This window comes from Streptomyces tibetensis (assembly GCF_040647715.1).
In the GTDB taxonomy this organism is placed as follows: Bacteria; Actinomycetota; Actinomycetes; order Streptomycetales; family Streptomycetaceae; genus Streptomyces; species Streptomyces tibetensis_A.
Genome location: NZ_JBEZCR010000005.1, coordinates 39,951 through 65,624, shown reverse-complemented (window position 1 = coordinate 65,624; position 25,674 = coordinate 39,951). Strand labels below are relative to the sequence as shown.

The window sequence follows — 25,674 nt, the reverse complement described above, 5'->3', positions numbered from 1 at the left end:
ACCTCGAGGAGACCGAGACAGATGCTGGACATCGCCGAGGAGCTGAACCGGTGGGTCGAGCAGGGCCGTGACTTCGCCGTCGCCACCGTGGTGGCCGTCGGCGGCAGCGCGCCCCGGCAGCCCGGCGCCGCGCTCGCGGTGGACGCCGAGGGCACGGCGATCGGCTCGGTCTCCGGGGGCTGCGTGGAGGGCGCGGTCTACGAACTGTGCGAGCAGGCGCTGCGGGACGGCGAAACCGTCCTGGAGCGCTTCGGCTACAGCGACGACGACGCCTTCGCCGTGGGTCTGACCTGCGGCGGCGTCATCGACGTCCTGGTCACCCCGGTGCGGGCCGCCGATCCGGTCCGCCCGGTGGTAGCGAGTGCGCTCACCGCCGCCGCCAAAGGGGAGGCGGCGGCGGTGGCGCGGATCGTGTCGGGCCCGCGCGAACTGACGGGCCGGGCCCTGGTGGTCCGCCCCGACGGTTCCCACGAGGGCGGCTTCGGGGCCCATCCGGAACTGGACCGCACGGTCGCCGCCGAGGCCGGTGCCCTCCTGGACGCCGGCCGCACCGGCACCCTGGAGATCGGCGAGCAGGGCTCACGCTGCGGAGCGCCCCTCACGGTCCTGGTCGAGTCCTCGGTGCCCGCACCCCGCATGATCGTCTTCGGGGCGATCGACTTCGCCTCCGCCCTGGTCCGCATGGGCAAGTTCCTCGGCTACCACGTCACGGTGTGCGACGCGCGCCCCGTCTTCGCGACCCGGACGCGCTTCCCCGAGGCCGACGAGATCGTGGTCGACTGGCCCCACCGCTACCTGGAGGGCACACAGGTCGACGCCCGGACGGTCCTGTGCGTGCTGACCCACGACGCCAAGTTCGACGTGCCCCTGCTGAAGCTGGCACTGCGCCTGCCGGTGGCGTACGTCGGTGCCATGGGCTCCCGGCGCACCCACCTGGACCGCAACACCCGGTTGCGTGAAGTCGGCGTCACCGACATGGAGTTGAGCCGGCTGCACTCGCCGATCGGCCTGGACCTGGGGGCCCGTACGCCCGAGGAGACGGCTCTGTCGATCGCGTCGGAGATCGTCGCCGGACGGCGTGGCGGCAGCGGGGTCTCCCTGACCGGGGCGCACACGCCGATCCACCACGAGCCGGACCCGGGCACCGTCGGGCGGATCGGCTCGGTGGCCTGAGGCCCGCCGGGCGGATCGGGTCGGTGGCCTGAGGCTCCGGCCGGGGCCGCCCCGCCCGCGGCCGGTGCGTCAGGGCTGTCGGAGCAGGTGGTTCAGGGCCCGCCCGAACACGTACCGGGAGGAGCGCCCCACCGCGCCGTCGAAGAGCGACGGCAGGAACCGGACCCGGATCTCCTCCCGCCAGATCACCCGCGCGCGGCCCCCCGGCCCGGGCCGCACCTCGAGTTCGGCCCACCCCAGCACCACCCGGCCCCGTTTCTCCAGCCGGCACAGCCCCGCCGCCCCACCCTCGGGCGGCCGCCACACGGTGATCTCCATCGGATCGTCGAAGGCCAGCGGACCCACGCCCGAGCGGGCCACGACGAGGGTGCCCTCGCGGGTCGGCTCGTGCGGTACGGCCCTGACCACCGTCAGCGGCACCGTGTCACCGTGCCGCTGCCACCGGGTGATCCGCCGCCATGCCTCGTCGAGGGGGAGCGGGGCCGTGCGTTCGAGCTGGAAGTTCGCCACGGCACGATCGTAGGGAACGCGCGGGGTGTCACCGGTACACCTCGCCCGGCTCCGCCTTTCCCGGTGCCAGCAGCTGGGGCACCGTCACCAACACGTAGCCGCGTTCCTTCAGGGCGTCGATGATCCCCGGCACCGCCGGCACCGTGCCGTCGTAGAGGTCGTGGAGGAGGATGATCCCGTCCCGTGAGGACTGGGCGAGGACGCGGCGGGTGATCAGGTCGGAGTCGGTCGTCCGGTAGTCCTTGGCGGTCACGCTCCACAGCACCTCGGCCAGGCCCAGTTCGCGGCATATCTCGTGCACGGTGTCGTCGGTGCGGCCCTGCGGCGGGCGCATCAGGGTGGGGCGCCGGCCGGTGAGGCGCTCTATCTCCTGGTTGGGGCGCTCCAGTTCCTCGCGTATCTCCTCGGGTCGGAGCCGGGTCAGTATCTTGTGGTCCCAGGTGTGGCCGGCCACCTCGTGACCCTCGTCGGCCATGCGCCGTACCAGCTCCGGGTACTTCTCGATGTGCCGTTTCCCGAGGAGGAAGAAGGTCGCCGGGACCTGCTTCTCCTTCAGGATGTCCAGCAGCCGTGCGGAGTGCTCGCTCGGTCCCGCGTCGAACGTGAGGGCGATGCACTTGACGTTGCGGCAGTCGACAGCGCCGAAGCGGGCCGGTTGCATGTCGGTGGCCGGGTGGGCCCGGGCAGCGCTGGGGGCCGTGGTGCCGGCCCCCGAACAGCCGCTCAGGGTGAGAGTGAGGGCGGCGGTCGCCGCGAGCGTTCCGGCGGTTCGGAACGCGGTCCCCGTTTTCTTCATCTTCTTGGTCAGAGAAGGCATGCCGGGACTATACATCGCGTGTATACGCGCGGTTTATAGTTGCCCGGGGTGTCCCCCGACGGCCCGGCCTCGTGTTTGAGGAGAGCCGTACCGCGGCACTCGCCAGCACGGCAGTCCGCGGTGCCGTCGGAGGGAGGAGTGCCCGTTGACCTCGTACGCCGTCGTGATCCCCACCCTCGTGCCGGACACCCTCGCCGACTGTCTCGCAGCGCTGGCCGCCGCGACCGGGCCACGCCCCGAGGAGATCGTCCTGGTCGACGACCGGACCGACCCCGAACCCGGGTCGCTGCAGCACCCGTTGAGCGTCCTCGGCGATCTGCGGGAGCGGACCATCGTGCTGGGCGGCGGCGGTCGTGGGCCCGCCGCCGCCCGCAACACCGGACTGCGCGCCGTGAGTACGCCGTGGACCGTGTTCCTCGACGACGACGTCCAGGTGGGGGCCCGCTGGTGCGACCAGCTGGCCGAGGACCTCGCCGGGGCGTCCCCCGACACCGCGGGTGTCCAGGGCGTCCTCGCCGTGCCGCTGCCCGGTGAACGCCGTCCCACCGACTGGGAACGCGGCACCGCGGGACTCGTCCGGGCCCACTGGGTCACGGCCGACATGGCCTACCGCACCGAGGTCCTCCAGCAGATCGGCGGCTTCGACGAGCGCTTCCGGCGCGCCTTCCGTGAGGACGCCGACCTCGCGCTGCGGGTCCTGGACTCGGGCTGGCGCATCCGGCAGGGCCGCCGCACCGCCCGCCACCCGGTGCACTCCGCCTCCCGCTGGGCGTCCGTGCGCCAGCAGCGCGGCAACGCCGACGACGCCCTCATGCGGCATCTGCACGGCCCCGACTGGTGGGACAAGGCCGTCGCGCCGCGCGGCCGGATCCGCACCCACGCGGCCATCACGACCGCAGGCGTGGTCGCCTGCGCCCTCGCCGCCACCGGGCACGGCCGGGCCGCCACGGCCTGCGCGCTCGGCTGGGCGGCCGGCACGGCGGAGTTCGCCCGCGCCCGTATCGTTCCGGGCCCGCGCACCCGCCACGAGGTCACGACGATGCTGGCGACCAGCGTGCTCATCCCGCCCACCGCGACCTGGCACCGGCTGGCGGGTGCCTGGCGCCACCGTCACACCCCCGCCTGGCAGGAGGAGGCCACCCCGTGAGCCCGGTGAAGGCCGTGCTGTTCGACCGCGACGGCACGCTCGTCGAGGACGTCCCGAACAACGCCGACCCCGATCGCGTACGCCCCGTCGACGGCGTACGCGAGGCGCTCGCGCTGCTGCGCGAGCGCGGCATCCGCACCGGTGTCGTCACCGACCAGCCGGGTGTCGCGGGCGGGCTGCTCTCCGACGCCGACGTCCGCCGCGTCCATCGCCGCGTCGACGAACTCCTCGGCCCTTTCGACGTGTTCGCCGTGTGCCCGCACGGCCCCGACGACGGCTGCCGCTGCCGCAGGCCACAACCCGGCATGCTGCTGTGGGCGGGCGGGCGGATCTGCACCGGGCCCGCCGAGCTCGTCGTCATCGGCTCCACCGCCGCGGGTGCCGAGGCCGCGCGCCGGGCGGGCGCCCACGGCATCCTCGTCCCGAACGGGCACACCAGCCCCGAGGAGACCGCCCGGGCCGATCACGTCGCCCCGGACCTGCTCACCGCCGTCCGGGCGGTACTGGACGAACCGCCGAAGGGCCGCGTCCTCGCCGACGAACGCCCCATCCATGAGGCGTTCACGACCGGCCCCGGGCCGGACGGCCACCTGTGACGGCCGGGTGCGCACGAGACGGTCACCCTCACCGGGGCCGTCCTGAGTGCTAGTGGCCCGGAGGTCCGTACAGCACCCGAAGGGCGGGTCTGCGGCGGCGGGCGCGGCCCGTGCCGGGCAGGCTGCTGGCATGACCCCGGACCGGACAGCGCAGCCCGTACGCCCCCGCCTGCTCGTCCTGCGCGCCCTCGGGCTCGGGGACCTCCTCGCCGGGGTCCCCGCGCTGCGTGGGCTACGGCGGGCCCACCCGGAGCACGAACTCGTGCTGGCAGCGCCCGCCGGGCTCGCGCCGGTCGCGCACGCCACGGGGGCCGTGGACCGGCTGCTGCCCGCGAGTGCCCCCGGCCGGGCCGTCCCGCGCACGCTCGACTGGGCCGGTCCGCCCCCGGACATCGCCGTCGACCTGCACGGCAACGGCCCGCCCAGTCACCGGCTGCTGCTGAGCCTGCGCCCGTGGAAGCTCCTCGCCTTCGCCCACCCGGACCTGCCCGGCGTCGAGGGCCCGCCCTGGTACCCGCAGGAGCACGAACGTGACCGCTGGTGCCGGCTGCTGCGGGCCTACGGCATCGACGCCGACCCGGGCGATCTGCTGCTGCCCCGGCCGGGGACCGCGTCCCCCGCGCCCGGGGCGGTCGTCCTCCATCCCGGCGCCGGGGCGCCCGCGCGCTGCTGGCCCGTCGAGCGGTACGCGGCCGTCGCGGCCGAACTGCGCGCCCGGGGCCTGCGGGTCGTGGTGACCGGCGGGGCGGCCGAGAGCGACCTGGTGGCCCGGCTCGCCAAGGAGGCCGGCCTGCCGGACACCGACGTGTTCGGCGGCGGCCTCCCCTTCGAGCGACTGTCCGCACTGGTCGCCGGTGCCCATGCCGTGATCAGCGGCGACACGGGCATCGCCCACCTCGCGGTCGCCCACGGTGCGCGCTCGGTCACCCTGTTCGGCCCGGTCGCGCCGAGCCGCTGGGGCCCGCCGCCCGACCCGCGTCACCGTGCCCTGTGGTACGGCCCGGAGGGCGATCCGCACGGCCGCCGCCCCGACCCGGCGCTCCTGCGCATCACCGTCGACGACGTCCTGCGCGCCGTCGCCGAACTGCCCGGCGCGCAGCGGACGTAGCAAAGCGGGCCGCGTTCAGCTCCCGCACCACCGGCACATCAGCCGGAACCCGGCGAACATCGTCAGGGGCCATGTCGCGGCGAACGCCCATATCACCCCAGGCTCCGACGTGACGATCCCGGCGACCATCAGCCCCGTCGACATCGCGAACAGGACGGCCACGGTCCAGACGCGAGGGCGGTAGGCGGCCAGACGGGCCAGGGCGCGGGAGGGGTCGGGGCGGCGGCTCACGCGATGGGTACGCAGCTTGCGGTCGAGGCGACGGTCGCGGCGCAGGGCCCGTTCCATCTCATCGAGGATGCGCTGCTCATTCTCGGGAAGTCGGCCGATGGACACGCTCTCTCCTTCCGGGCGGCCGGACCGTCTCTCCTGCAGGGGGACGTGCGGCGGGGAAGTACAGCGGGGGACGTACAAGCGGATGCCCCGTGGGGCCGCCGAGCTAACCGGGCACCGGCCGCGCCAGTGCCTCGACGAGCCGGTCCGCGCTGTCGGGCACGGTGCCCTCGCGGAAACCGTCACGGATCTGCCGCGCGGTCACCCGGCCGCCGGTCAGGCACCAGTCCCACCAACGGTCCAACTGCCGCACGTCCAGCCGCTCGGCGGGCACCAGCGCGGGCCAGCCGCAGGCACGGGCCTGTGCGGTCAGCTTGGCGCCGCCCGCGACCGGGTCGACGGCCAGCACCGGCGTGCCCACCCGCAGCGCGATCACCAGCCCGTGCAGCCGGTCGGTGACGACCAGGTCCAGCCGGGCCAGTACCGACTGCAGCTGTGCGGGCGTCGCGCTCAGATGCCAGTCGTGGGTGTCCAGCCGGGTCTCCAGCTCCAGCCTGCCGCAGTCCTTCGTGGCCAGCCAGCGCGTCACCTCCTCGGCGACCTGCCCGTGCCGCCGCAGCTGCCCGTACTCGTGCTGCCCGTGCGCGAGGATCACCCCGACCACGGGGCGTGCCGGCACGTCCGGGGCGCGGGCCGCGAGGTCCTCCACCGGCTCGCTGTCCGGTCCGTCCCGGGGCAGTACCCGGTGGAAGCCGGTCACGGCCGAGCTGCCGGGGTCGATCACCGAGGTGCCGACGGCGATTCGCACGCAGTGCGCGAACCGCCGGTGCAGTTCCTCCACCTGCGGCCCGTGCAGCGGGCCGCACACGAACACGAGATGGGTGTAGTCCTCGGGCCACAGCCGGTCCAGATGCAAAGCCTCCGGACGGAAGCGGGGACTCCAGGCGACGTCGTAGGGGATGCCCGTCCCCCGCAGCACGTCCTCCACCCGGCGCAGGGCCAGCACGTCCCCGGCGGTCGCCTCCCGGTCCTGGAAGCTGAACCACCCGGTGAGCAGCACCCTGCGCGGTCGGTTGCCCTGTTGTGTGTGCACATGCCCTGAGTGCCCGTCTCCAGCAAAGACATTCAGGGCATTACGGTCATCGACCGTCCTGTCACCGCGTGTGAAAGGTTCCCGGCCCGAGGCCCTGTGCCGGTCCGCCGGTGCCGACGCCGTGGCCGAGGCCGAGGCCATGGTGCGGGCCGGGGCGACGTGGTGCATCCGGTCGCCGACCGGCACTACGGGCAGCGCGGCGGCCGCCTCGCCGCCCCGTTCGGCCATCTCTGGATGATCTCCCAGACGATCGAGGACCTGACCCCCGGGCAAACCCACTAGCGCACGGGCGAGTTGTCCACCTCCTGACGGGCTTCGTCAGCGGGCCTGCGCCGCCGGTTCCTCCACCTTCGCGTTCGCGTCCACCGTGCCGCCCGGGTGCCGCAGGGCGCACAGGAAGGCGATGCCCAGCGCGATGGCCATGCCGTAGAACACCCACTGGTTGGCCTGCGCGAAGTCCATACGGATCGCCGACATCGCATCCCGGGTCGCCTCGGCGGCGGGGCCGGTGCCGGTGGGCGGCCGGGCGTCGCCGTTGCCCGTGACCGATTCGGTGACGTCGCGCGCCACGCTCTGCGCCGTCCCCGTGGGCACGCCCCGGGACTCCAGGGTGCCCGTGACGTTGTCGGTCGTGACGTGCGTCAGGATCGTGCCGTAGATCGCCATGCCCACGCTGGCCGCGAAGTTGCGCACGGTCTGGGTGATGCCGGTGACCTCGCCGTAGGAGGCGCCGATGGCCCGGTTCACGGCGTCCGTCGACGCCGGCGCCAGGATGAATCCGATACCGGCCCCGGCGAGCGCCGCGTAGAGCCACTGGTCGTGCATGGTCAGGTTGGTGAGTTCGCCCGCCCAGAGCGCGAACCCGACGGCTCCCACCACCCCGCCCAGCTTCAGGGCCGGCCTCGCGCCCTTCTTGTCGAGGATCCGGCCGCCCCACTGGGAGGCGATCGCGAAGCCCACGAAGACGTACAGCAGGAACAGCGCCGCCTGGTTCGGAGATGCGCTCAGCGACACCTGGGCGTAGACGGAGGCGAAGAAGAACAACGGGACGAACGCGAGCATCGCGAAGAACAGCACCAGCGCGTCCACGCTGAACGCCTTGTCGCGGAAGACCCGCAGATCGATCAGCGGATGCTCCACCCCGCGCTCGAAGCGGACGAACCCGGCCAGCACCGCCAGGCCGCCCACGATGCAGACCCAGGTCGCCCAGCTGCCCCAGCCCCAGGAGAAGGCCTGCTGGAAGCCGAGGACGCTCAGACCCATGCCGATCGCGATGAGGACGGCACCCGGCACGTCCAGCGTGCCGGACCGCCGCCGGTCGGGGATGTGCGCCAGGGCCGTCAAGACCAGCGCCACGACCGCCACCGGGACGTTGACCCAGAACACCGCCCGCCAGGTCCAGTCGGTCAGCCAGCCGCCCAGCAGCGGACCGACCGCGGTCAGCGCGCCGGTGACTCCGAAGAACAGCGCGAGGGCACGCCCGCGCCGCTCGACCGGGAACACCGCCACCACCACGGCCAGGGCCGCGGGGAACAGCAGGGCCGCCCCCAGCCCCTGGGTGGCGCGGAAGATGATCAGCCAGGCCTGCGCGCCACCCCCCTCGGGGACACAGCCGCACAGCACCGACGAGACGACGAACACCAGCGTGCCGATCACCACGACCCGGCGCGGACCGTAGAGGTCCGCCAGACGGCCGCCGAGGGCGAAGAAGGCCGCGAGGGCCAGGAGATAGGCGTTGACCACCCACTGCATGCCGGAGGACGACAGACCCAGTTCACGGACGATGTCCGGGGCCGCGATCGACACGATGGTCTGGTCGATGAACGTCATGGCGACGGCGAACATCATCGCCGCCAGCGCGACACTCTGCTGCGGTGCGGAACGGGAGGGGGCCGCGGCCTCGCCGCGCCCCGGGCGCGTGCTGCTCACGACTTCAGTCTGCGCCCGGCCCTGGTGGGTCGCATCACCTGGCTCGTCGGCACCGGGAGTCACGCTGATACCGCTAAACGCGCTCTCCGGCAACCCCTCGGTGGTGTGAGGACGACCTCCTCGGCCATGTGACCGTGGTCCGCCACGGATGCCGCGTCGAACGTGCAGGATGCGGGCACCAAGGAGGACAGAGAGTCGAACGACGGGAGAGGCAGACGATGGTCCCAGCGGAACCGCAACCCCAGGGGATCGGCATACCGGCCGAATCCACTGCGGGCGAGACCAGGGTGGCGGCCACGCCGGCCACCGTGGGGAGACTCGTCGCGCTCGGGTACGACGTCACGGTCGAACCGGGGGCGGGAGCCTCGTCCCGCTTCTCCGACACGGCCTACGAGGAGGCGGGAGCCCGGCTCGGGGACCCGTGGCAGGCAGAGATCGTGCTGAAGGTCAACGCCCCCTCGACCGAGGAGATCGGCCGGCTGCGCGACGGGGCGACGCTCATCGCGCTGGTCAGCCCCGCCTTGAACCCGGACCTGGTGGAGGAACTGGCGCGGCGCCCCATCACCGTGCTGGCCATGGACGCCGTGCCGCGCATCTCGCGCGCCCAGTCGCTGGACGTCCTCAGCTCGATGGCGAACATCGCCGGATACCGGGCCGTGGTCGAGGCAGCGCACGCCTTCGGCCGCTTCTTCACCGGCCAGGTCACCGCCGCCGGCAAGGTGCCGCCCGCCAAGGTGCTGGTGGCCGGGGCCGGAGTGGCCGGGCTCGCCGCGGTCGGCGCGGCCCGCAGCCTCGGCGCCGTGGTCCGGGCCACCGACCCGCGTCCCGAGGTCGCCGAGCAGGTGCGCTCCCTGGGCGGGGAGTTCCTCACCGTGGGCGCCCAGCAGGAGGTGAGCACCGACGGCTACGCCAAGGCCACCTCGGACGACTACAACCGGCTCGCCGCCGAGCTCTACGCCGAGCAGGCCGCCGACGTCGACATCATCATCACCACCGCGCTCATCCCGGGCCGTCCCGCGCCGAGGCTGATCACCGCCGAGGACGTGGCGCGCATGAAGCCCGGCAGCGTCATCGTCGACATGGCGGCCGCCCAGGGCGGCAACGTCGAGGGCACGGTCGCGGGCAAGGCGGTCGTCACCGACAACGACGTGACGATCATCGGCTACACCGACCTGCCCGGCCGGCTCCCCGCCCAGGCCTCGCAGTTGTACGGCACGAACATCGTCAACCTGATGAAGCTGCTCACCCCGGGCAAGGACGGGCGGCTCGTCCTCGACTTCGACGACGTGGTGCAGCGGTCGATGACCGTGGTCCGCGAGGGCGAGAAGACCTGGCCGCCGCCCCCTGTCCAGGTGTCGGCCGCGCCCGCCCCGGCCGCGGCCAAGGAGCCGGGACCGGCCCCCGCCGGGACACCGGCCAAGCCCGCCCGCCCGGCCTGGTCCTCCTACGCCCTCGTCGGTGCCGGGGCGCTCGCACTGTTCCTGGTGACGGCCTTCTCCCCGAGCGAACTCCTCGGCCACTTCACGGTCTTCGTCCTGGCGATCGTCATCGGCTTCTACGTCATCGGCAACGTGCACCACGCACTGCACACCCCGCTGATGTCGGTCACCAACGCCATCTCCGGCATCGTCGTGGTCGGCGCGCTGCTGCAGATCGGGCAGGGCGACACCGCCGTCACCGTGCTGTCGTTCGCCGCGATCCTGCTGGCGAGCATCAACATCTTCGGCGGATTCGCCGTCACCCGCCGCATGCTCGGCATGTTCTCGAAGGGCTGATCAGGGATGACCACAGACACGGCCGCTCAGGCCGCCTACGTCGTCGCCGCGCTGCTGTTCATCCTCAGCCTCGCCGGCCTCTCCCAGCACAGGACGTCCCGTTCCGGAGTCGTCTGGGGCATCGCGGGCATGGTGGTGGCCCTGGCCGCCACGGTCGGGCTCGCCTCCCGCAGCATCTCCGCGACCGGACTGGTGTTGATCGTCGTCGCCACGGCCCTCGGCGCGGGCATCGGCCTGTGGCGGGCCCGGGTCGTCGAGATGACCGGCATGCCCGAGCTGATCGCCATCATGCACAGCCTCGTCGGTCTCGCGGCCACGTTCGTCGGCTGGAACGGCTACCTCGACGTCGACGCCGAGCTGTCCGGTTCGCTGCTGGGCATCCATCACGCCGAGGTGTTCATCGGGGTGTTCATCGGCGCCGTCACCTTCACGGGCTCCGTCGTCGCCTACCTGAAGCTGTCGGCGCGCATCAACTCCCGTCCGCTCACGCTGCCCGGCAAGCACGTCCTCAACATCGGCGCGCTCGTCGCGTTCGTCGCGCTGACGGTGGCGTTCGTCATCCGCCCGAACATGGGCCTGCTCATCGCGGTCACCGTGATCGCACTCGCCCTCGGCGCGCATCTGGTCGCCTCGATCGGCGGCGGTGACATGCCGGTGGTCGTCTCGATGCTCAACAGCTACTCCGGCTGGGCCGCCGCCGCTTCGGGCTTCCTGCTCGCCAACAACCTGCTCATCGTCACCGGCGCGCTGGTCGGCTCCTCCGGTGCCTACCTGTCGTACATCATGTGCAAGGCGATGAACCGCTCCTTCATCTCGGTGATCGCGGGCGGTTTCGGCACCCCGGCGGCGGCCGCCGACGAGGGCGAGCAGGGCGAGCACCGGGAGATCAACGCCGAGGAGACCGCGGAACTCCTCGGCAACGCCACCTCGGTCATCATCACGCCGGGCTACGGCATGGCCGTTGCCCAGGCCCAGTACCCGGTCGCCGAACTGGCGCGCAAGCTCCGCGACCGGGGCGTGGACGTGCGGTTCGGCATCCACCCCGTGGCCGGCCGGCTGCCCGGGCACATGAACGTGCTGCTCGCCGAGGCCAACGTGCCGTACGACATCGTCCTGGAGATGGACGAGATCAACGACGACTTCGCCGCCACCTCGGTCGTCCTGGTCATCGGTGCCAACGACACGGTCAACCCGGCCGCCACCGACAACCCGTCCAGCCCCATCGCCGGCATGCCGGTCCTGCACGTGTGGGAGGCGTCCGACGTGATCGTCTTCAAGCGCTCCATGGCTGCCGGTTACGCGGGCGTGCAGAACCCGCTGTTCTTCCGCGAGAACACCCAGATGCTGTTCGGCGACGCCAGGCAGCGCGTCGAGGACATCCTGCGCAGTCTGGACGCCCTGGACACACCGGTCCGGGAGATGGCCGGCACGACTCGCTGAGCCCGTGGTGCCCCGCCGGTAGGCGCCGGCGGGGCACCGGGCGTCCGAGGGTGCGGCCGGCACGGGTTTCGGCCCGACGACGCGGAACCCCTGCGGGAACCGCGAGTCACAGGCGGACTGCCTGGCCGGTACGGAACTCGAGGGTGCGGGCGCAGGACGGAACGGTCCGCCTTGTGGACGGCACGCGCTGAGGCCGGTCCGGCGCGATGCCGGACCGGCCTCGTGGCCGTGCTGGGGGTCAGTCCGTGCCGGACTCCATCGCCGCGCGGTCCAGCCACGCGTCCTCCTCCGAGACCTCACCGCGGGAGGCGATGGCCTCGGCACCGCCCTGCGGCAGCTCCGGCATGGTGCCGATGAGGCCGGTCGCGGCGGCCTGGGAGGCGCCGATGGTGGGGCTGCCCGTGCCGATCAGGCCGATGCCGGCGTACTGCTCCAGCTTGGCCCGGGAGTCGGCGATGTCGAGGTTGCGCATCGTGAGCTGGCCGATCCGGTCCACCGGGCCGAACGCGGAGTCCTCGGTGCGCTCCATGGACAGCTTGTCCGGGTGGTAGCTGAACGCGGGGCCGGTGGTGTCGAGGATCGAGTAGTCCTCACCGCGCCGCAGCCGCAGCGTCACCTCGCCGGTGACGGCGGCGCCGACCCAGCGCTGGAGCGACTCGCGGATCATCAGCGCCTGCGGGTCCAGCCAGCGGCCCTCGTACATCAGCCGTCCGAGACGCCGGCCCTCGGCGTGGTACTGGGCGAGGGTGTCCTCGTTGTGGATGGCGTTGACGAGGCGCTCGTAGGCGGCGTGCAGCAGGGCCATGCCCGGGGCCTCGTAGATGCCGCGGCTCTTGGCCTCGATAATCCGGTTCTCGATCTGGTCGGACATGCCCAGGCCGTGCCGGCCGCCGACGGCGTTGGCCTCCATGACCAGGTCGACGGGGGAGGCGAACTCCTTGCCGTTGATCGACACCGGACGGCCCTCGGCGAAGCCGATCGTCACGTCCTCGGCGGCGATCTCGACCGACGGGTCCCAGAACCGGACGCCCATGATCGGCTCGACCGTCTCGACGCCGGTGTCCAGGTGCTCCAGCGTCTTGGCCTCGTGGGTGGCGCCCCAGATGTTGGCGTCCGTGGAGTACGCCTTCTCCGTGCTGTCCCGGTAGGGCAGGCCGTGGGCGAGCAGCCACTCCGACATTTCCTTGCGGCCGCCGAGCTCGGTCACGAAGGCCGCGTCGAGCCAGGGCTTGTAGATCCGCAGGTGCGGGTTGGCGAGCAGGCCGTAGCGGTAGAACCGCTCGATGTCATTGCCCTTGAAGGTCGAGCCGTCGCCCCAGATCTGGACGTCGTCCTCGAGCATGGCCCGCACCAGGAGCGTGCCGGTGACGGCCCGGCCGAGCGGGGTGGTGTTGAAGTACGCCCGTCCGCCGGAGCGGATGTGGAACGCGCCGCAGGTCAGTGCGGCCAGGCCCTCCTCGACCAGCGCGGCACGGCAGTCGACCAGACGCGCGATCTCGGCACCGTAGGTCTTGGCACGTCCGGGCACCGAGGCGATGTCGGGCTCGTCGTACTGGCCGATGTCGGCGGTGTAGGTGCACGGGACGGCGCCCTTGTCGCGCATCCACGCGACCGCGACGGAGGTGTCGAGACCGCCCGAGAAGGCGATGCCGACGCGTTCGCCGGCGGGCAGGGAGGTGAGGACCTTGGACATAGAAAGAGTATGTATCACTTTGCATAGTCATGCAAGCCGGGTGTGCGAATTCGCCGTTCCGGTTGCCTGCGCTTCAGGAACCCGCGGCCTCGGAAGCCCCGAGCGCACCGAGGATCCGCTCGGCGGCCAGCGTCGGGGTGAGCTCGCCCTCCCGGACCTGTTGCTCCAGCACCGGTGCCAGCGCCCGCACCGCAGGGTCGGCCTGGAGACGGCCGAGGAGTTCGTCGCGGACCATGGTCCAGGTCCAGTCGACCTGCTGGTCGCGGCGCTTGGCGGTGAGGCGGCCGGTGGAGTCCAGCAGGGTGCGGTGCTGCTCCAGGCGCTCCCACACCGTGTCCAGGCCGGTCGACTCCCGGGCACTGCAGTGCAGCACCGGCGGCGTCCAGAACGCGTCCTTGCCGTGCATCAGCCTGAGCGCGCCCGCCAGTTCCCGCGCGGCGGCCCGGGCGTCGCGCTCGTGCGGTCCGTCCGCCTTATTGACGGCGATCACGTCGGCCAGCTCCAGCACGCCCTTCTTGATGCCCTGGAGCTGGTCGCCGGTGCGGGCGAGGGTGAGCAGCAGGAAGGTGTCGACCATGTTCGCGACGGCCGTCTCGGACTGGCCGACGCCGACCGTCTCCACCAGGATCACGTCGTAGCCGGCCGCCTCCATCACCACGATCGACTCGCGGGTGGCCTTGGCGACCCCGCCCAGCGTGCCGGCCGTGGGGGAGGGGCGCACGAACGCCGCCGGGTCCACGGCCAGGCGCTCCATCCGGGTCTTGTCGCCCAGGATGGAGCCGCCCGTACGGCTGGAGGACGGGTCGACGGCCAGCACCGCCACCCGGTGCCCGAGCGAGGTCAGCAGCGTGCCGAACGCGTCGATGAACGTCGACTTGCCCACGCCCGGCACCCCGCTGACCCCGATCCGCCGGGCCCGGCCGCTGTGCGGCAGCAGGGCGGTCAGCAACTCCTGGGCCAGCGACCGGTGCTGGGGCCGGGTCGACTCGACGAGGGTGATCGCGCGGGCGATGATCGCCCGCTTCCCGTCGAGCACGCCCTTCACATACGCGTCGACATCGATCACAGCTCGTGCCCGAGGCCGTCCGACAGCCGCTGCACCAGGTCGTGGGCCGCGTCCGGGATCACCGTCCCGGGCGGGAAGACGGCCGCCGCGCCCATCTCCAGCAGCGTCGGCACGTCCTGCGGCGGGATCACCCCGCCGACCACGATCATGATGTCCTCGCGCCCCTCCTCGGTCAGCGCCTCGCGCAGCGCCGGGACGAGGGTGAGGTGACCGGCGGCCAGCGAGGAGACGCCGACGATGTGCACGTCCGCCTCGACCGCCTGGCGGGCGACCTCGCCGGGGGTCTGGAACAGCGGGCCGACGTCCACGTCGAAGCCGAGGTCGGCGAAGGCGGTGGCGATCACCTTCTGGCCGCGGTCGTGACCGTCCTGGCCCATCTTCGCGACCAGGATGCGCGGACGGCGGCCCTCGGCCTCCTCGAAGGCGGACACCAGGGTGCGGGTGCGGTCCACGCTCGGGGACTCTCCGGTTTCGTTGCGGTACACGCCGGAGATCGTACGGATCTGCCCCGCGTGCCGGCCGTACACCTTCTCCAGGGCGTCGGAGATCTCCCCGACGGTGGCCTTCGCGCGGGCCGCGTGCACGGCCAGCTCCAGCAGGTTGCCCTCGCCGCCGGCGGCCCGGGTCAGCGCGTCCAGCGCGTCCTGGCAGGCCCGCTCGTCCCGCTCCGCGCGCAGCCGCCGCAGCTTCTCGATCTGCTGGGAGCGCACGGAGGAGTTGTCGACCTTCAGGACGTCGATCTGCTCGTCGGTCTCCACCCGGTACTTGTTGACGCCGATGACGGGCTGGCGGCCCGAGTCGATCCGGGCCTGCGTGCGGGCCGCGGCCTCCTCGATGCGCAGCTTCGGGATGCCCGCGTCGATGGCCTTGGCCATGCCGCCCGCGGCCTCGACCTCCTCGATGTGCTGCCAGGCCCGCCGCGCCAGGTCGTACGTCAGCTTCTCCACGTACGCACTGCCACCCCACGGGTCGATCACCCGGGTCGTGCCGGACTCCTGCTGGAGCAGCAACTGCGTGTTGCGGGCGATGCGCGCCGAGAAGTCGGTGGGCAGCGCGAGCGCCTCGTCGAGGGCGTTGGTGTGCAGCGACTGCGTGTGGCCCTGGGTGGCCGCCATCGCCTCGACGCAGGTGCGCGTGACGTTGTTGAAGACGTCCTGCGCGGTCAGCGACCAGCCCGAGGTCTGCGAATGGGTGCGCAGCGACAGCGACTTGGCGTTCTGCGGGTCGAACTGCCTCACCAGCTTCGCCCACAGCAGGCGCGCCGCCCGCAGCTTGGCGACCTCCATGAAGAAGTTCATGCCGATCGCCCAGAAGAACGACAGCCGCGGCGCGAACGCGTCCACGTCCAGGCCCGCTTCACGGCCCGCCCGGATGTACTCCACGCCGTCCGCGAGGGTGTACGCCAGCTCCAGGTCGGCCGTCGCACCCGCCTCCTGGATGTGGTAGCCGGAGATGGAGATGGAGTTGTAGCGCGGCATCCGCTGCGAGGTGTACGCGAAGATGTCGGAGATGATCCGCATCGACGGCTTCGGCGGATAGATGTAGGTGTTGCGGACCATGAACTCCTTCAGAATGTCGTTCTGAATGGTTCCGGCCAGCTTCTCGGGCGGTACGCCCTGCTCCTCCGCCGCCACGATGTACAGCGCCAGCACCGGAAGCACCGCGCCGTTCATCGTCATCGACACGGTCATCTTGTCCAGCGGGATGCCGTCGAACAGCTGCCGCATGTCGTAGATCGAGTCGATGGCCACGCCCGCCATGCCGACGTCACCGGTCACCCGCGGGTGGTCGCTGTCGTAGCCGCGGTGCGTGGGCAGGTCGAAGGCGACCGACAGGCCCTTCTGGCCGGCCGCCAGATTGCGCCGGTAGAAGGCGTTGGACTCCTCGGCCGTCGAGAAACCGGCGTACTGGCGGATCGTCCAGGGCTGGTTGACGTACATCGTCGGGTACGGGCCGCGCAGGTACGGTGCCGCTCCCGGCCGGGTGTCGAGGAAGTCCAGGCCCTCCAGGTCACGGCCGGTGTAGAGCGGCTTGACGGCGATGCCCTCCGGGGTCTCCCAGAGCAGGTCGTCACCGCCGGAGGCGTTCTTGACCGCCGTCCGCCACTCGTCGGCGCCGCCGTCGGGGGCCGGGGTGCCCAGCTCGATCCCGGAGAAGTCGGGGATTGCCATCAGGACACAACTCCCATGCGGTCGAGGGTGGCGGACAGCACGGCGACGGCGTCACAGCCCGCGAACACGTACGCGTCGACCCCGGGGTACTCCCCGGGACGGCCCGCGAGGAACACATGCCGCGCACCGGCGGCCTTCAGGTCCCGGACGGTGGCCTCGGCCTGCTCCGCGTACAGCGTGTCGCTGGAGCACAGCACGGCCTCCGTCGCACCGCTCTCCTCGAAGGTGCCCTCGGTGACCGGCTCGATGCCGCCGGCCTGGAAGAGGTTCGAGGCGAACGTGAGGCGCGCGGTGTGGGCGGCGGCCGGGCCCAGCGCGGCGAGGAAGATCCGCGGCCGGGACCCGGTCGCGGCGAGGTGGGCGTCGGAACGGGCGCGCAGCGCCTCGTACGCCTCGTCACGGCGCACGCGCGGCAGCCCGCCGGAGCGCGGCTCGGGAGCGTCGGCGCGGACGAGCGGCTTCTCCGCGAGGAACGGGAACTCGCTGACGCCGGTGATGGGTTCGCGCCGCTTGGCCAGCCGGCCGGTGCGCGCCTGCCAGGTCTCGGCGAGATCCCGCTCCAGGTCACCCGAGCGCAGAGCGGCCGGCAGGCCGCCGAGGCGCTCGATCCGCTGGAAGAACTCCCAGCCCGCCCGGGCGAGCTCGTCGGTGAGCCGCTCCACGTACCAGGAACCGCCCGCCGGGTCGATCACCCGGGCCAGGTGCGACTCCTCGATGAGGATGGTCGAGGTGTTGCGGGCGATCCGGCGCGCGAAGGCGTCCGGCAGGCCGAGGGCGTGGTCGAAGGGCAGCACGGTGACCGCATCGGCCCCGCCCGCGCCGGCGGCCAGCGTGGCGATCGTGGCGCGCAGCATGTTCACCCACGGGTCGCGGCGCGTCATCATCACCGGCGAGGTGACCACGTGCTGGAGCTGCGCCCCCGCGCGCGGCGCGCCGCAGGCCTCGGCCACCCGGGCCCACAGCCGGCGCGCGGCCCGCAGCTTGGCGATCGTCAGGAACTGGTCGGCGGTCGCCGCGTACCGGAACTCCAGCTGGGCACAGGCCTGTCCGACGTCCAGCCCGGCCCCGGTCAGCTCCCGCAGGTACGCCACCCCGGTGGCCAGCGAGCAGCCCAGCTCCTGGGCGGCCGAACCACCGGCCTCGTGATACGGCAGCGCGTCCACGGTCAGCGCCCGCAGCCCCGGGTACTCCCCGGCGCACAGCCGCGCGAGCTCCGCCGCGGGTGCGGTCTCGCACCGCTGTCCGGTACGGGCCTCGTGGCCGAGCGGATCCGCACCCAGGTTGCCGCGCGCGGCGTCCCGGGCGACTCCCCGCTCCTCGTACACCCGCAGCAACTCCCGCGCGGCGGGCCCTGTGTCGTGCCCCGCGTCCAGGACGACGGGCGCCAGATCGAGGTAGACGCCGTCGAGGACCCGGCCGAGGTCCGGCACGGCGATGCCGCCCTCTCCGACCGTCAGCCACAGGGACGTGACGCCGTTCTCCAGGTCCCCGAGCACCGCGTCACGGTCGGCCGTGGAATGCCGTTGCCGTACGTCCCAGCCGTCGACCGTGTTCCCCTCGGGGCGGCCGCCGCGCACAAAGGGAGCGAAACCGGGGAAACCCGGCTCGGGCGCGGAGTCGTGGGCGGTGTAGAGAGGGCGGGTGCGCAACCCGTCCTCCAACGCGGTGGACAGGGCTTCCTCGGCCTCGGCCCCCTCGACGTCCTTGCCCGCTTTGCGCAGTACACCCGCCACAAGGCGCTGCCACTGCTCGTGGGGCACGTCAGGGAACTCGCCGGCCAGCTCAAGCCCGTCGTCAGGCAGGACCGTCATGCTCGGATGTTAGGCCACGTTAACGAACGAGCAGCAGAGGGAACGGCTGTGACCTTGCCCTCGCCCGGCCTGTGACCTCGCTCTCCCCATCCGCGCGACCGGTCCGGGAGACGGGAATCGCCGCCCATGTTAGCGACGGATCCGCTCCCCGGGGCCCGAAGCGTCAAGGTGCCGTCAAGGCCGTGGCCACCGCCGTAAGGGAGCCGTCAACGAACGGTCCGGTCCGGCCGCCCGGGCGCTTTCCTCGAAGCGTCCGCACGTCCCCACACCTCACTCCAGGAGTCCGCGATGGCCGATACGGCCTTCGTCCTCACCGTGCTCGCGGCTTTCGCGCTGGTGGCTCTCGTCGCCAAGGGGGTGACGAAGCTGTGACCGCCGAGAACGTCGTCGGCCTGGTCGTGGCCGTCGCCCTGCTGGGCTATCTCGTCCTCGCCCTGATCTTCCCGGAGAGGTTCTGAGATGGGTCCCGTCCTCGCCGGCGTCCTCCAGCTGCTCGCCCTGGTGGCGGCGCTGGCACTCGCGTACGTCCCCGCCGGCAGCTACCTGGCCCGGGTCTACACCTCGAAGAGCCACCTGCGGGTCGAGAAGTGGATCTACCGGAGCATCGGAGCCGATCCGGACACCGAGATGATCTGGACCGCGTACCTGCGGGGCCTGCTCGCCTTCTCGGTCGTCGGCGTGCTGTTCCTCTATCTGCTCATGCGGCTCCAGGGCGTCCTGCCGGGCTCGTTCGGCTTCGCGTCGGTCGACCCGGCGCAGTCGTTCAACACGGCCGTGTCGTTCGTGACCAACACCAACTGGCAGTCGTACTACGGCGAACAGACCATGGGGCACGTCGTGCAGACGGCCGGTCTCGCCGTGCAGAACTTCCTCTCCGCCGCCGTCGGCATGGCCGTCGCCGTGGCCCTGGTCCGCGGCTTCGCCCGCTCTCGCACCGGCGACCTCGGCAACTTCTGGTCCGACCTGGTGCGCGGCACCGTACGGATCCTGGTGCCCGCCGCGGCCGTCGCCGCCGTCGTCCTGGTGGCCTGCGGCGTCATCCAGAACTTCTCCGGGATCCACGAGGTCGGCCAGTTCACGGGGGGCTCCCAGCAGTGGAACGGCGGCGCGGTCGCCTCGCAGGAGGCCATCAAGGAGCTGGGCACCAACGGCGGCGGCTACTTCAACGCCAACTCCGCCCACCCCTTCGAGAACCCGACGCCCTTCACCAACCTCTTCGAGATCTTCCTGCTCCTCCTCGTCCCGTTCGCCCTGACCCGCACGTTCGGGCTGATGGTCGGCTCGGTGCGCCAGGGGTACGCGATCCTCGCCACGATGGTCACCATCTGGCTGGGCTTCGTGGTGCTGATGATGTGGACGGAGTTCGCCCACCACGGCCCGGCCCTGCACGCCGCGGGCGGGGCGATGGAGGGCAAGGAGGTCCGCTTCGGCATCGGCTCCTCCTCGATCTTCGCGGTGTCGACGACCCTCACCTCCACCGGCGCCGTCGACTCCTTCCACTCCTCCTTCACGGGCCTGGGCGGCGGCCTCACCATGCTCTCGATGATGCTGGGCGAGATCGCCCCCGGCGGCACCGGATCCGGCCTCTACGGCATGCTGGTCCTGGCGGTCATCGCGGTGTTCGTCTCCGGTCTCATGGTCGGCCGCACACCCGAATACCTGGGCAAGAAGATCGGCGCCCGGGAGATGAAACTCGCCGCCTGCTACATCCTGATCACCCCGGCCCTCGTCCTGGTCCTCACCGCCCTCTCCATGGCCCTGCCGACACCGGCCCACTCGATGCTGAACCCGGGCGCGCACGGATTCTCCGAGATCCTCTACGCCTTCACCTCCGCCGCCAACAACAACGGCTCGGCCTTCGCCGGCCTGAACGCGAACACCGACTGGTTCAACACCACGACCGGACTCGCGATGCTGCTCGGCCGCTTCCTGCCCATGATCTTCGTCCTGGCCCTGGCCGGCTCGCTGGCCGGACAACGCCCGGTCCCGGTCACCGCCGGCACCCTGCGCACCGAGAAGCCGCTCTTCAGCGGCCTGCTGGTCGGCGCTGTACTGATCATCACCGGTCTGACCTACTTCCCGGCGCTCGCGCTGGGCCCGCTCGCCGAGGGACTGGCGTCGTGACCACCCGCACCGCCCGCACCGAACCCCACGAGGACTCCATGTCCACTCCCACCCTGACACCCCACCCCGACACGCCGGCGGCGCCCACGACTCCCGGTGGCCGTGCCGGAGCGGGCCTGTTCGACCCGGGGCAGCTCGTCACGTCGCTGCCGAAGGCGCTGCGCAAACTCGACCCGCGGGTGATGGTCAAGTCACCCGTCATGTTCGTGGTCTGGATCGGCTCGGTCCTGACGACCCTGTTCTCCTTCGGGGACCCGGGTGACTGGTTCGGCTGGACGATCAGCGCCTGGCTGTGGCTGACCGTCGTCTTCGCGAACCTGGCCGAGGCGGTCGCCGAGGGCCGCGGCAAGGCGCAGGCCGACACCCTGCGCCGGGCCACCACGGACCGCGTGGCCCGCAAGACCGACGGCACGCTCGTCCCCGGCACCGAACTGCGGATCGGGGACCTGGTCGTCTGCGAGGCGGGCGACGTCATCCCCGGCGACGGGGACGTCGTCGAGGGCGTGGCCAGCGTCGACGAGTCGGCCATCACCGGCGAGTCGGCTCCGGTCATCCGCGAGTCCGGCGGCGACCGTTCGGCCGTCACGGGCGGTACGAAGGTGCTGTCCGACCGGATCGTCATCCGCATCACCACCAAGCCGGGCGAGACCTTCATCGACCGGATGATCGGCCTCGTCGAGGGCGCCGCACGACAGAAGACACCCAACGAGATCGCGCTGAACATCCTGCTCGCCGCGCTGACGATCGTCTTCCTGCTGGCCTGCGCCACCCTGCCGCCCCTGGCCGGCCACGCCGGCACGCGGCTGTCGATGGTCGTACTGGTCGCCCTGCTCGTCTGCCTGATCCCCACCACGATCGGCGCCCTGCTCTCGGCGATCGGCATCGCGGGCATGGACCGGCTGGTGCAGCGCAACGTGCTGGCCATGTCCGGGCGGGCGGTCGAGGCGGCCGGTGACGTGTCGACGCTGCTGCTCGACAAGACGGGCACCATCACCTTCGGCAACCGGCAGGCCGTCGAGTTCGTGCCGGTCGACGGGGCGACGGACGCCGAGGTCGCCGGCGCCGCCCAGCTGTCGTCGCTGGCCGACGAGACCCCCGAGGGCCGCTCCGTCGTCGCACTGGCGAAGGAGCGGTACGGGATGTACGAGCGTGAGCCGGCCGGTGCCGAGTGGGTCGCGTTCACGGCGCAGACCCGGATGTCGGGTGTCGACGTGGACGGGCGCAGGATCCGTAAGGGCGCGGCCGGTTCGGTCATCGCCTGGGTGCAGGGACAGGGCGGCGAAGTCGCCCCGGGCGCCCGGGAGGTGACCGACCGTATCTCCGAGGCGGGTGGCACCCCGCTCCTGGTCGCCGTCGAGGACGCTCACGGTGCCCGGATCCTCGGCGTCGTCCACCTCAAGGACGTCGTCAAGGACGGCGTGCGGGAGCGGTTCGCGGAACTGCGCCGCATGGGCATCAGAACCGTCATGATCACCGGCGACAACCCGCTGACGGCCCGGGCCATCGCCGAGGAGGCCGGTGTCGACGACTTCCTCGCCGAGGCCACCCCCGAGGACAAGATGGCCCTCATCAAGCGCGAGCAGGCCGGCGGCAAGCTCGTCGCGATGACCGGAGACGGCACCAACGACGCCCCGGCACTGGCCCAGGCGGACGTCGGCGTCGCCATGAACACCGGCACGTCGGCCGCCAAGGAGGCCGGCAACATGGTCGACCTCGACTCCGACCCGACCAAACTCATCGAGATCGTCGAGATCGGCAAGCAGCTCCTCATCACCCGGGGCGCGCTGACGACGTTCTCCATCGCCAACGACGTCGCCAAGTACTTCGCGATCATCCCGGCACTGTTCGCGTCGGTCTATCCGGGCCTGGCCAAGCTCAACATCATGGGCCTGTCATCGCCCCACTCCGCGATCCTGTCGGCCGTCGTCTTCAACGCGCTGATCATCGTCGCCCTGGTGCCGCTGTCCCTGAAGGGCGTGCGCTACCGGCCGCTCAGCGCCGACCGGCTGCTCCGCCGCAACCTCACCGTCTACGGCCTCGGCGGGCTGATCGTCCCCTTCCTCGGCATCAAGCTCATCGACCTGATCGTCTCCCTCCTCCCCGGGATCGGCTGACCATGAACAACTCCCTCAGGAACACCGCCCGGTTGCTCGGGGCGGGCCTGCGCGCACTCCTCGTGCTGACCCTGGTGACGGGCGTCCTCTACCCGCTCGTCGTCACCGGCATCGCCCAGGGACTGTTCCCGGGGAAGGCGAACGGCTCCGAGGTCGAGGCGGGCGGCAGGGTGGTCGGCTCGTCCCTGATCGGCCAGCAGGGCTACAGCCTGGACTACTTCCAGCCACGCCCCGCCGGCGGCCTGGGCGAGAACTCCCTCAACACCCGGTACAAGCTGATCCTCTCCGGCGCCACCAACCTGTCCGCCGACAACGAGAAACTGGTCAGGTCGGTCCAGGCGGCCAAGGCCGAGGTGGTCAAGGAGAACTCGACCGCCGGCCACCGGGTGAACCCGGCCGACGTCCCCGCCGACGCCGTCACCTCCTCCGGCTCCGGCCTCGACCCCGACATCTCCCCGCGCTACGCCGACCTGCAGGTCTACCGGGTCGCCGAACGCAATCACCTGCCCGTCGCGCAGGTCCGGCGCCTCGTCGACCGGCACACCGAGAGCCGCACCCTTGGCTTCCTGGGCGAGCCCCGCGTGAACGTCCTGGAACTCAACATCGCGCTCAAGGCCCTCGCGGCGAAAAGGTGACGGCCGTCACGCCCTGCGCCGCATGGCCCCACCGGGCCATGCGGCGCAGAGCACACCCGACGACCTGCCGTCGGCAGTGTGCGTGCTGAGCGCCTGGGTAGATGAACGACCGAAAGGCCACTTGGCAACACGAACAACCTGGCAATTCGAACCACAACGAAAGAGCCCCGTATGGTCATCCCGCTTATGAAGCAGGCGGAAGATGAGCCGGGCGCGGACGAGCGGGCCACCCTGAGCTACGGCGTGGCCTGGGCAGAAGGCGCAGCGTGTGCTGTCGAGGCACGCCGGGCGCTGCAGGCGTTCCTGTCGCACGTACCGTGCACCGGTCGCACACACGTGCCGGCCCCCCTTGCGATCGACGCCGAACTGGTCGTCAGTGAACTCGTCACCAACGCGATCCGGCACGCACCCGGCCCGTGCGGCATGACGCTCCGGATGTCCGGCGACGCACTGGCCATCACCGTGTGGGACACCTCCGCCGAGCAGCCGGTGGTCAGGAGGCGCGACGGACAGCGCTTCGGAGGCCACGGGATGCACGTGGTGCACACGGTCAGCAGCGAGGTGTCCGTCGTGTCCCTGGGCGACGGCAAGGAGATCACCGCGTGCCTGCGCCCCGTGCCGGACGACGGCCCCGACGAGATCCTCGAAGCCGGCCCTGCCGCTTGACGCCGGCAACGCGTCCTCCTCCCGGCGGCGTTCACCACCCGGTGAGCAGCAGATGGTTCACGAGCAACGCGAGCAGTGCCTGGGCGGTGAGCCAGAGGCGAGGGCGGGTGAGGAACGCACAGGCCGGGAGCAGCCACAGGGCGAAGGGGAGCCAGATGCGTTCCGTCTCCGCCTTGCTCATGCCGGACAGGTCGGCGACCAGGAGCGCGGCCAGCGCGGCGCACACCAGGCAGGCGAGGCGGAGGTCGGCCCGGGGCCCGACGCCCCGTGGGGGGCGGGGGCAACCAGGCGGCTGCGGGCCGTGGGTGGCGTGGGGGGCGGTTCCCCGCGCCTCACGGTGCCGTACCAGAACGGCCGCCGCCCGCCGCAGCCCCGCCGCCGTCGCCAGGCCCGTGCTGAGCACCGCGCAGGCCAGGTTGGCCCACACCCAGTAGCCGTAGGGACGGATGCCGCCCGCGCCCTGGCCGTAGCGCGTCACCAGCAGGCGGTAGGCCTCCCACCAGTCGAAACCCGCGAGCGTGAACAGCGTGGGCACCACGGCGAGCCCGGCGAGCAACGCCGCCGGCAGCACCGGGCGTTCCCGCAGCCCGCGGCGGCCGAGCACCAGGGCCGCCGCCGTGATCAGCGAGACGAGGGTGAGACCGTACGACAGGTAGCAGGCCAGGCCGAGCAGCAGCCCGGACGCGCCGGCCCACCCCGGGGATCTCCGGGTGACGGCCAGCGCCGAGAACGCCACGGCCCATGCCGCGACCGCCGCGAAGTACGCGTCGGCCGAGGTGCCCATCCACACGGCCGCCGGGGCCAGGACCAGGAAGGGGGCAGCCCGGCGGGCGAGCGCCTCGTCGGCCAGGGCGCGGATCGCGACCAGCACGGCCACGCAGGCGGTCGCCCCGACGACGACGCACCACGTCCCGGCCCAGCCCCCGCCCCGCAGCCCGATCCGGTCGAGCAGCACGAAGGTGAGGGTGGCGGCGGGCGGGTGCCCGGCGACGTGGGCGGGCCAGTTGTCGGGCGAGTCGAGCAGGATGTGGCCGGTGAAACCCCGCAACGCTGCCGGGATGTCGTCGAACCGGTCGATGACCCGCAGGTATTCGTGGCGGGTGGTGAGCCTGCGGGCGATACCCCGGTGCCATCCGTCGACCAGGGCGAGGGAGAGGATCCACACCATGGCCGTGCCCCAGGCGGCCGGGAGCAGGGCGCGCCAGGGGAGACGGGCCGCCAGGACGGGCCCGTGGGCCACGGTGGCGACCGCCACCAGGACGGCGGCCGGGGTGCCGGGGCCCAGATGCGGCCCCCAGGACGCCAGCAGCGGGGGCCAGTCGACGAACAGCGTCCGGCTGGTGTCCTCGATGTGGCGGCCGGCCAGTACGGACGCCGCCACGAGCAGCGCGGCGGCCCCGGCGGCGTACACATCGCGGCGCAGGTTTCGGGACGGCGTGGTGGGAGGCGTGCGGATCACACGGGCACGCTAGGCCGCGCGGCCGGCCGCGGACCGCCGACCGGGCCCGACGTCAGCGTTTCGTCATGGGTCGC

22 protein-coding genes are annotated in these 25,674 nt (G+C 72.1%); 12 read left to right on the top strand and 10 right to left on the bottom strand.

Annotated elements, in window-relative coordinates; all coding sequences use genetic code 11:
- Positions 1–21: 21 nt before the first annotated feature.
- Positions 22–1,173 (top strand): XdhC/CoxI family protein, encoded by a 1,152-nt coding sequence (locus AB0B29_RS14820; protein ID WP_362238867.1) that lies wholly within the window; start codon positions 22–24, stop codon positions 1,171–1,173.
- A gap of 69 nt (positions 1,174–1,242) precedes the next feature.
- Here AB0B29_RS14820 and AB0B29_RS14815 read toward each other — a convergent pair whose 3' ends face one another.
- Together AB0B29_RS14815 and AB0B29_RS14810 are read right to left on the bottom strand one after the other, a co-directional pair.
- Positions 1,243–1,683, bottom strand: coding sequence for an SRPBCC family protein (locus tag AB0B29_RS14815; protein ID WP_362238864.1), 441 nt, complete (start codon positions 1,681–1,683; stop codon positions 1,243–1,245).
- Between the two features lie 28 nt (positions 1,684–1,711).
- On the bottom strand, positions 1,712–2,479 hold the full coding sequence (locus tag AB0B29_RS14810; protein WP_362239948.1) for a polysaccharide deacetylase family protein: 768 nt from the start codon (positions 2,477–2,479) through the stop codon (positions 1,712–1,714).
- Positions 2,480–2,645: 166 nt separating this feature from the next.
- Here AB0B29_RS14810 and AB0B29_RS14805 point away from each other — a divergent pair, with 166 nt between their 5' ends.
- From AB0B29_RS14805 to AB0B29_RS14795, 3 genes are all read left to right on the top strand, one after another.
- The gene (locus AB0B29_RS14805) at positions 2,646–3,647 is read left to right on the top strand and encodes a glycosyltransferase family 2 protein (RefSeq protein WP_362238861.1); all 1,002 of its coding nucleotides are present in this window, start codon (positions 2,646–2,648) and stop codon (positions 3,645–3,647) included.
- Positions 3,644–4,243 carry a D-glycero-alpha-D-manno-heptose-1,7-bisphosphate 7-phosphatase gene (locus AB0B29_RS14800; protein WP_362238858.1) on the top strand — a complete coding sequence of 200 codons (600 nt, stop codon included), beginning with the start codon at positions 3,644–3,646 and terminating at the stop codon, positions 4,241–4,243. The genes AB0B29_RS14805 and AB0B29_RS14800 overlap by 4 nt, the downstream gene beginning before the upstream one ends.
- 130 nt (positions 4,244–4,373) lie before the next feature.
- On the top strand, positions 4,374–5,351 hold the full coding sequence (locus AB0B29_RS14795; protein WP_362238855.1) for a glycosyltransferase family 9 protein: 978 nt from the start codon (positions 4,374–4,376) through the stop codon (positions 5,349–5,351).
- Positions 5,352–5,366: 15 nt separating this feature from the next.
- Here AB0B29_RS14795 and AB0B29_RS14790 read toward each other — a convergent pair whose 3' ends face one another.
- Together AB0B29_RS14790 and AB0B29_RS14785 are read right to left on the bottom strand one after the other, a co-directional pair.
- The gene (locus AB0B29_RS14790; RefSeq protein ID WP_362238852.1) at positions 5,367–5,687 is read right to left on the bottom strand and encodes a DUF3040 domain-containing protein; all 321 of its coding nucleotides are present in this window, start codon (positions 5,685–5,687) and stop codon (positions 5,367–5,369) included.
- 103 nt (positions 5,688–5,790) lie between these two features.
- Positions 5,791–6,717: a polysaccharide pyruvyl transferase family protein gene (locus AB0B29_RS14785; RefSeq protein WP_362238849.1), complete on the bottom strand. Its 927-nt coding sequence runs from the start codon at positions 6,715–6,717 to the stop codon at positions 5,791–5,793.
- 159 nt (positions 6,718–6,876) lie between these two features.
- On the opposite strand from AB0B29_RS14785, the gene AB0B29_RS14780 reads away from it, so the two are divergent.
- Positions 6,877–6,999, top strand: a complete 123-nt coding sequence (locus tag AB0B29_RS14780) for a hypothetical protein (RefSeq protein ID WP_362238846.1) — start codon at positions 6,877–6,879, stop codon at positions 6,997–6,999.
- A gap of 36 nt (positions 7,000–7,035) precedes the next feature.
- On the opposite strand, the gene AB0B29_RS14775 is transcribed toward AB0B29_RS14780, so the two are convergent.
- Entirely contained in the window at positions 7,036–8,565 is a 1,530-nt protein-coding gene (locus tag AB0B29_RS14775; RefSeq protein ID WP_362239946.1) for an MFS transporter, read from the bottom strand.
- A gap of 299 nt (positions 8,566–8,864) precedes the next feature.
- Between AB0B29_RS14775 and AB0B29_RS14770 the strand changes: the two genes are divergently transcribed.
- A complete protein-coding gene (locus AB0B29_RS14770) occupies positions 8,865–10,421 on the top strand; it encodes a Re/Si-specific NAD(P)(+) transhydrogenase subunit alpha (protein WP_362238844.1) in 1,557 nt (518 codons plus the stop codon).
- Between the two features lie 6 nt (positions 10,422–10,427).
- Positions 10,428–11,861: a Re/Si-specific NAD(P)(+) transhydrogenase subunit beta gene (pntB, locus tag AB0B29_RS14765; RefSeq protein WP_362238842.1), complete on the top strand. Its 1,434-nt coding sequence runs from the start codon at positions 10,428–10,430 to the stop codon at positions 11,859–11,861.
- A 238-nt stretch (positions 11,862–12,099) separates the two neighbouring features.
- On the opposite strand, the gene argG is transcribed toward pntB, so the two are convergent.
- From argG to AB0B29_RS14745, 4 genes are all read right to left on the bottom strand, one after another.
- Entirely contained in the window at positions 12,100–13,554 is a 1,455-nt protein-coding gene (gene argG / locus AB0B29_RS14760; RefSeq protein WP_362238839.1) for an argininosuccinate synthase, read from the bottom strand.
- A 73-nt stretch (positions 13,555–13,627) separates the two neighbouring features.
- A complete protein-coding gene (meaB, locus tag AB0B29_RS14755) occupies positions 13,628–14,620 on the bottom strand; it encodes a methylmalonyl Co-A mutase-associated GTPase MeaB (RefSeq protein WP_362238836.1) in 993 nt (330 codons plus the stop codon).
- Entirely contained in the window at positions 14,617–16,791 is a 2,175-nt protein-coding gene (scpA, locus tag AB0B29_RS14750) for a methylmalonyl-CoA mutase (RefSeq protein WP_362238833.1), read from the bottom strand. Before scpA ends, meaB begins: the two co-directional genes overlap by 4 nt.
- Entirely contained in the window at positions 16,791–18,602 is a 1,812-nt protein-coding gene (locus AB0B29_RS14745; protein ID WP_362238830.1) for a methylmalonyl-CoA mutase subunit beta, read from the bottom strand. The genes scpA and AB0B29_RS14745 overlap by 1 nt, the downstream gene beginning before the upstream one ends.
- 368 nt (positions 18,603–18,970) lie before the next feature.
- On the opposite strand from AB0B29_RS14745, the gene kdpF reads away from it, so the two are divergent.
- The 5 genes from kdpF to AB0B29_RS14720 all read left to right on the top strand — a co-directional run bounded on the left by kdpF (position 18,971) and on the right by AB0B29_RS14720 (position 24,141).
- A complete protein-coding gene (kdpF, locus tag AB0B29_RS14740; protein WP_009326374.1) occupies positions 18,971–19,060 on the top strand; it encodes a K(+)-transporting ATPase subunit F in 90 nt (29 codons plus the stop codon).
- A 1-nt stretch (position 19,061) separates the two neighbouring features.
- Positions 19,062–20,726: a potassium-transporting ATPase subunit KdpA gene (gene kdpA / locus AB0B29_RS14735; protein WP_362238827.1), complete on the top strand. Its 1,665-nt coding sequence runs from the start codon at positions 19,062–19,064 to the stop codon at positions 20,724–20,726.
- Positions 20,727–20,764: 38 nt separating this feature from the next.
- Positions 20,765–22,840, top strand: a complete 2,076-nt coding sequence (gene kdpB / locus AB0B29_RS14730; protein ID WP_362239944.1) for a potassium-transporting ATPase subunit KdpB — start codon at positions 20,765–20,767, stop codon at positions 22,838–22,840.
- Positions 22,841–22,842: 2 nt separating this feature from the next.
- The gene (locus tag AB0B29_RS14725; RefSeq protein WP_362238825.1) at positions 22,843–23,475 is read left to right on the top strand and encodes a potassium-transporting ATPase subunit C; all 633 of its coding nucleotides are present in this window, start codon (positions 22,843–22,845) and stop codon (positions 23,473–23,475) included.
- A gap of 171 nt (positions 23,476–23,646) precedes the next feature.
- The gene (locus AB0B29_RS14720) at positions 23,647–24,141 is read left to right on the top strand and encodes an ATP-binding protein (RefSeq protein WP_362238822.1); all 495 of its coding nucleotides are present in this window, start codon (positions 23,647–23,649) and stop codon (positions 24,139–24,141) included.
- 31 nt (positions 24,142–24,172) lie between these two features.
- On the opposite strand, the gene AB0B29_RS14715 is transcribed toward AB0B29_RS14720, so the two are convergent.
- Entirely contained in the window at positions 24,173–25,600 is a 1,428-nt protein-coding gene (locus tag AB0B29_RS14715) for a hypothetical protein (protein WP_362238819.1), read from the bottom strand.
- Positions 25,601–25,674 lie beyond the last annotated feature (74 nt).

Excerpts from the sequence above, each read along its gene's own strand:
- AB0B29_RS14745 (WP_362238830.1), bottom strand. The coding sequence starts at position 18,602 with ATGACGGTCCTGCCTGACGACGGGCTTGAGCTGGCCGGCGAGTTCCCT.
- AB0B29_RS14795 (WP_362238855.1), top strand. The coding sequence starts at position 4,374 with ATGACCCCGGACCGGACAGCGCAGCCCGTACGCCCCCGCCTGCTCGTC.
- argG (WP_362238839.1), bottom strand. The coding sequence starts at position 13,554 with ATGTCCAAGGTCCTCACCTCCCTGCCCGCCGGCGAACGCGTCGGCATC.
- AB0B29_RS14725 (WP_362238825.1), top strand. The coding sequence starts at position 22,843 with ATGAACAACTCCCTCAGGAACACCGCCCGGTTGCTCGGGGCGGGCCTG.
- kdpB (WP_362239944.1), top strand. The coding sequence starts at position 20,765 with ATGTCCACTCCCACCCTGACACCCCACCCCGACACGCCGGCGGCGCCC.
- AB0B29_RS14770 (WP_362238844.1), top strand. The coding sequence starts at position 8,865 with ATGGTCCCAGCGGAACCGCAACCCCAGGGGATCGGCATACCGGCCGAA.
- AB0B29_RS14720 (WP_362238822.1), top strand. The coding sequence starts at position 23,647 with ATGGTCATCCCGCTTATGAAGCAGGCGGAAGATGAGCCGGGCGCGGAC.
- scpA (WP_362238833.1), bottom strand. The coding sequence starts at position 16,791 with ATGGCAATCCCCGACTTCTCCGGGATCGAGCTGGGCACCCCGGCCCCC.
- kdpA (WP_362238827.1), top strand. The coding sequence starts at position 19,062 with ATGGGTCCCGTCCTCGCCGGCGTCCTCCAGCTGCTCGCCCTGGTGGCG.
- AB0B29_RS14810 (WP_362239948.1), bottom strand. The coding sequence starts at position 2,479 with ATGAAGAAAACGGGGACCGCGTTCCGAACCGCCGGAACGCTCGCGGCG.
- pntB (WP_362238842.1), top strand. The coding sequence starts at position 10,428 with ATGACCACAGACACGGCCGCTCAGGCCGCCTACGTCGTCGCCGCGCTG.
- AB0B29_RS14775 (WP_362239946.1), bottom strand. The coding sequence starts at position 8,565 with ATGATGTTCGCCGTCGCCATGACGTTCATCGACCAGACCATCGTGTCG.
- AB0B29_RS14820 (WP_362238867.1), top strand. The coding sequence starts at position 22 with ATGCTGGACATCGCCGAGGAGCTGAACCGGTGGGTCGAGCAGGGCCGT.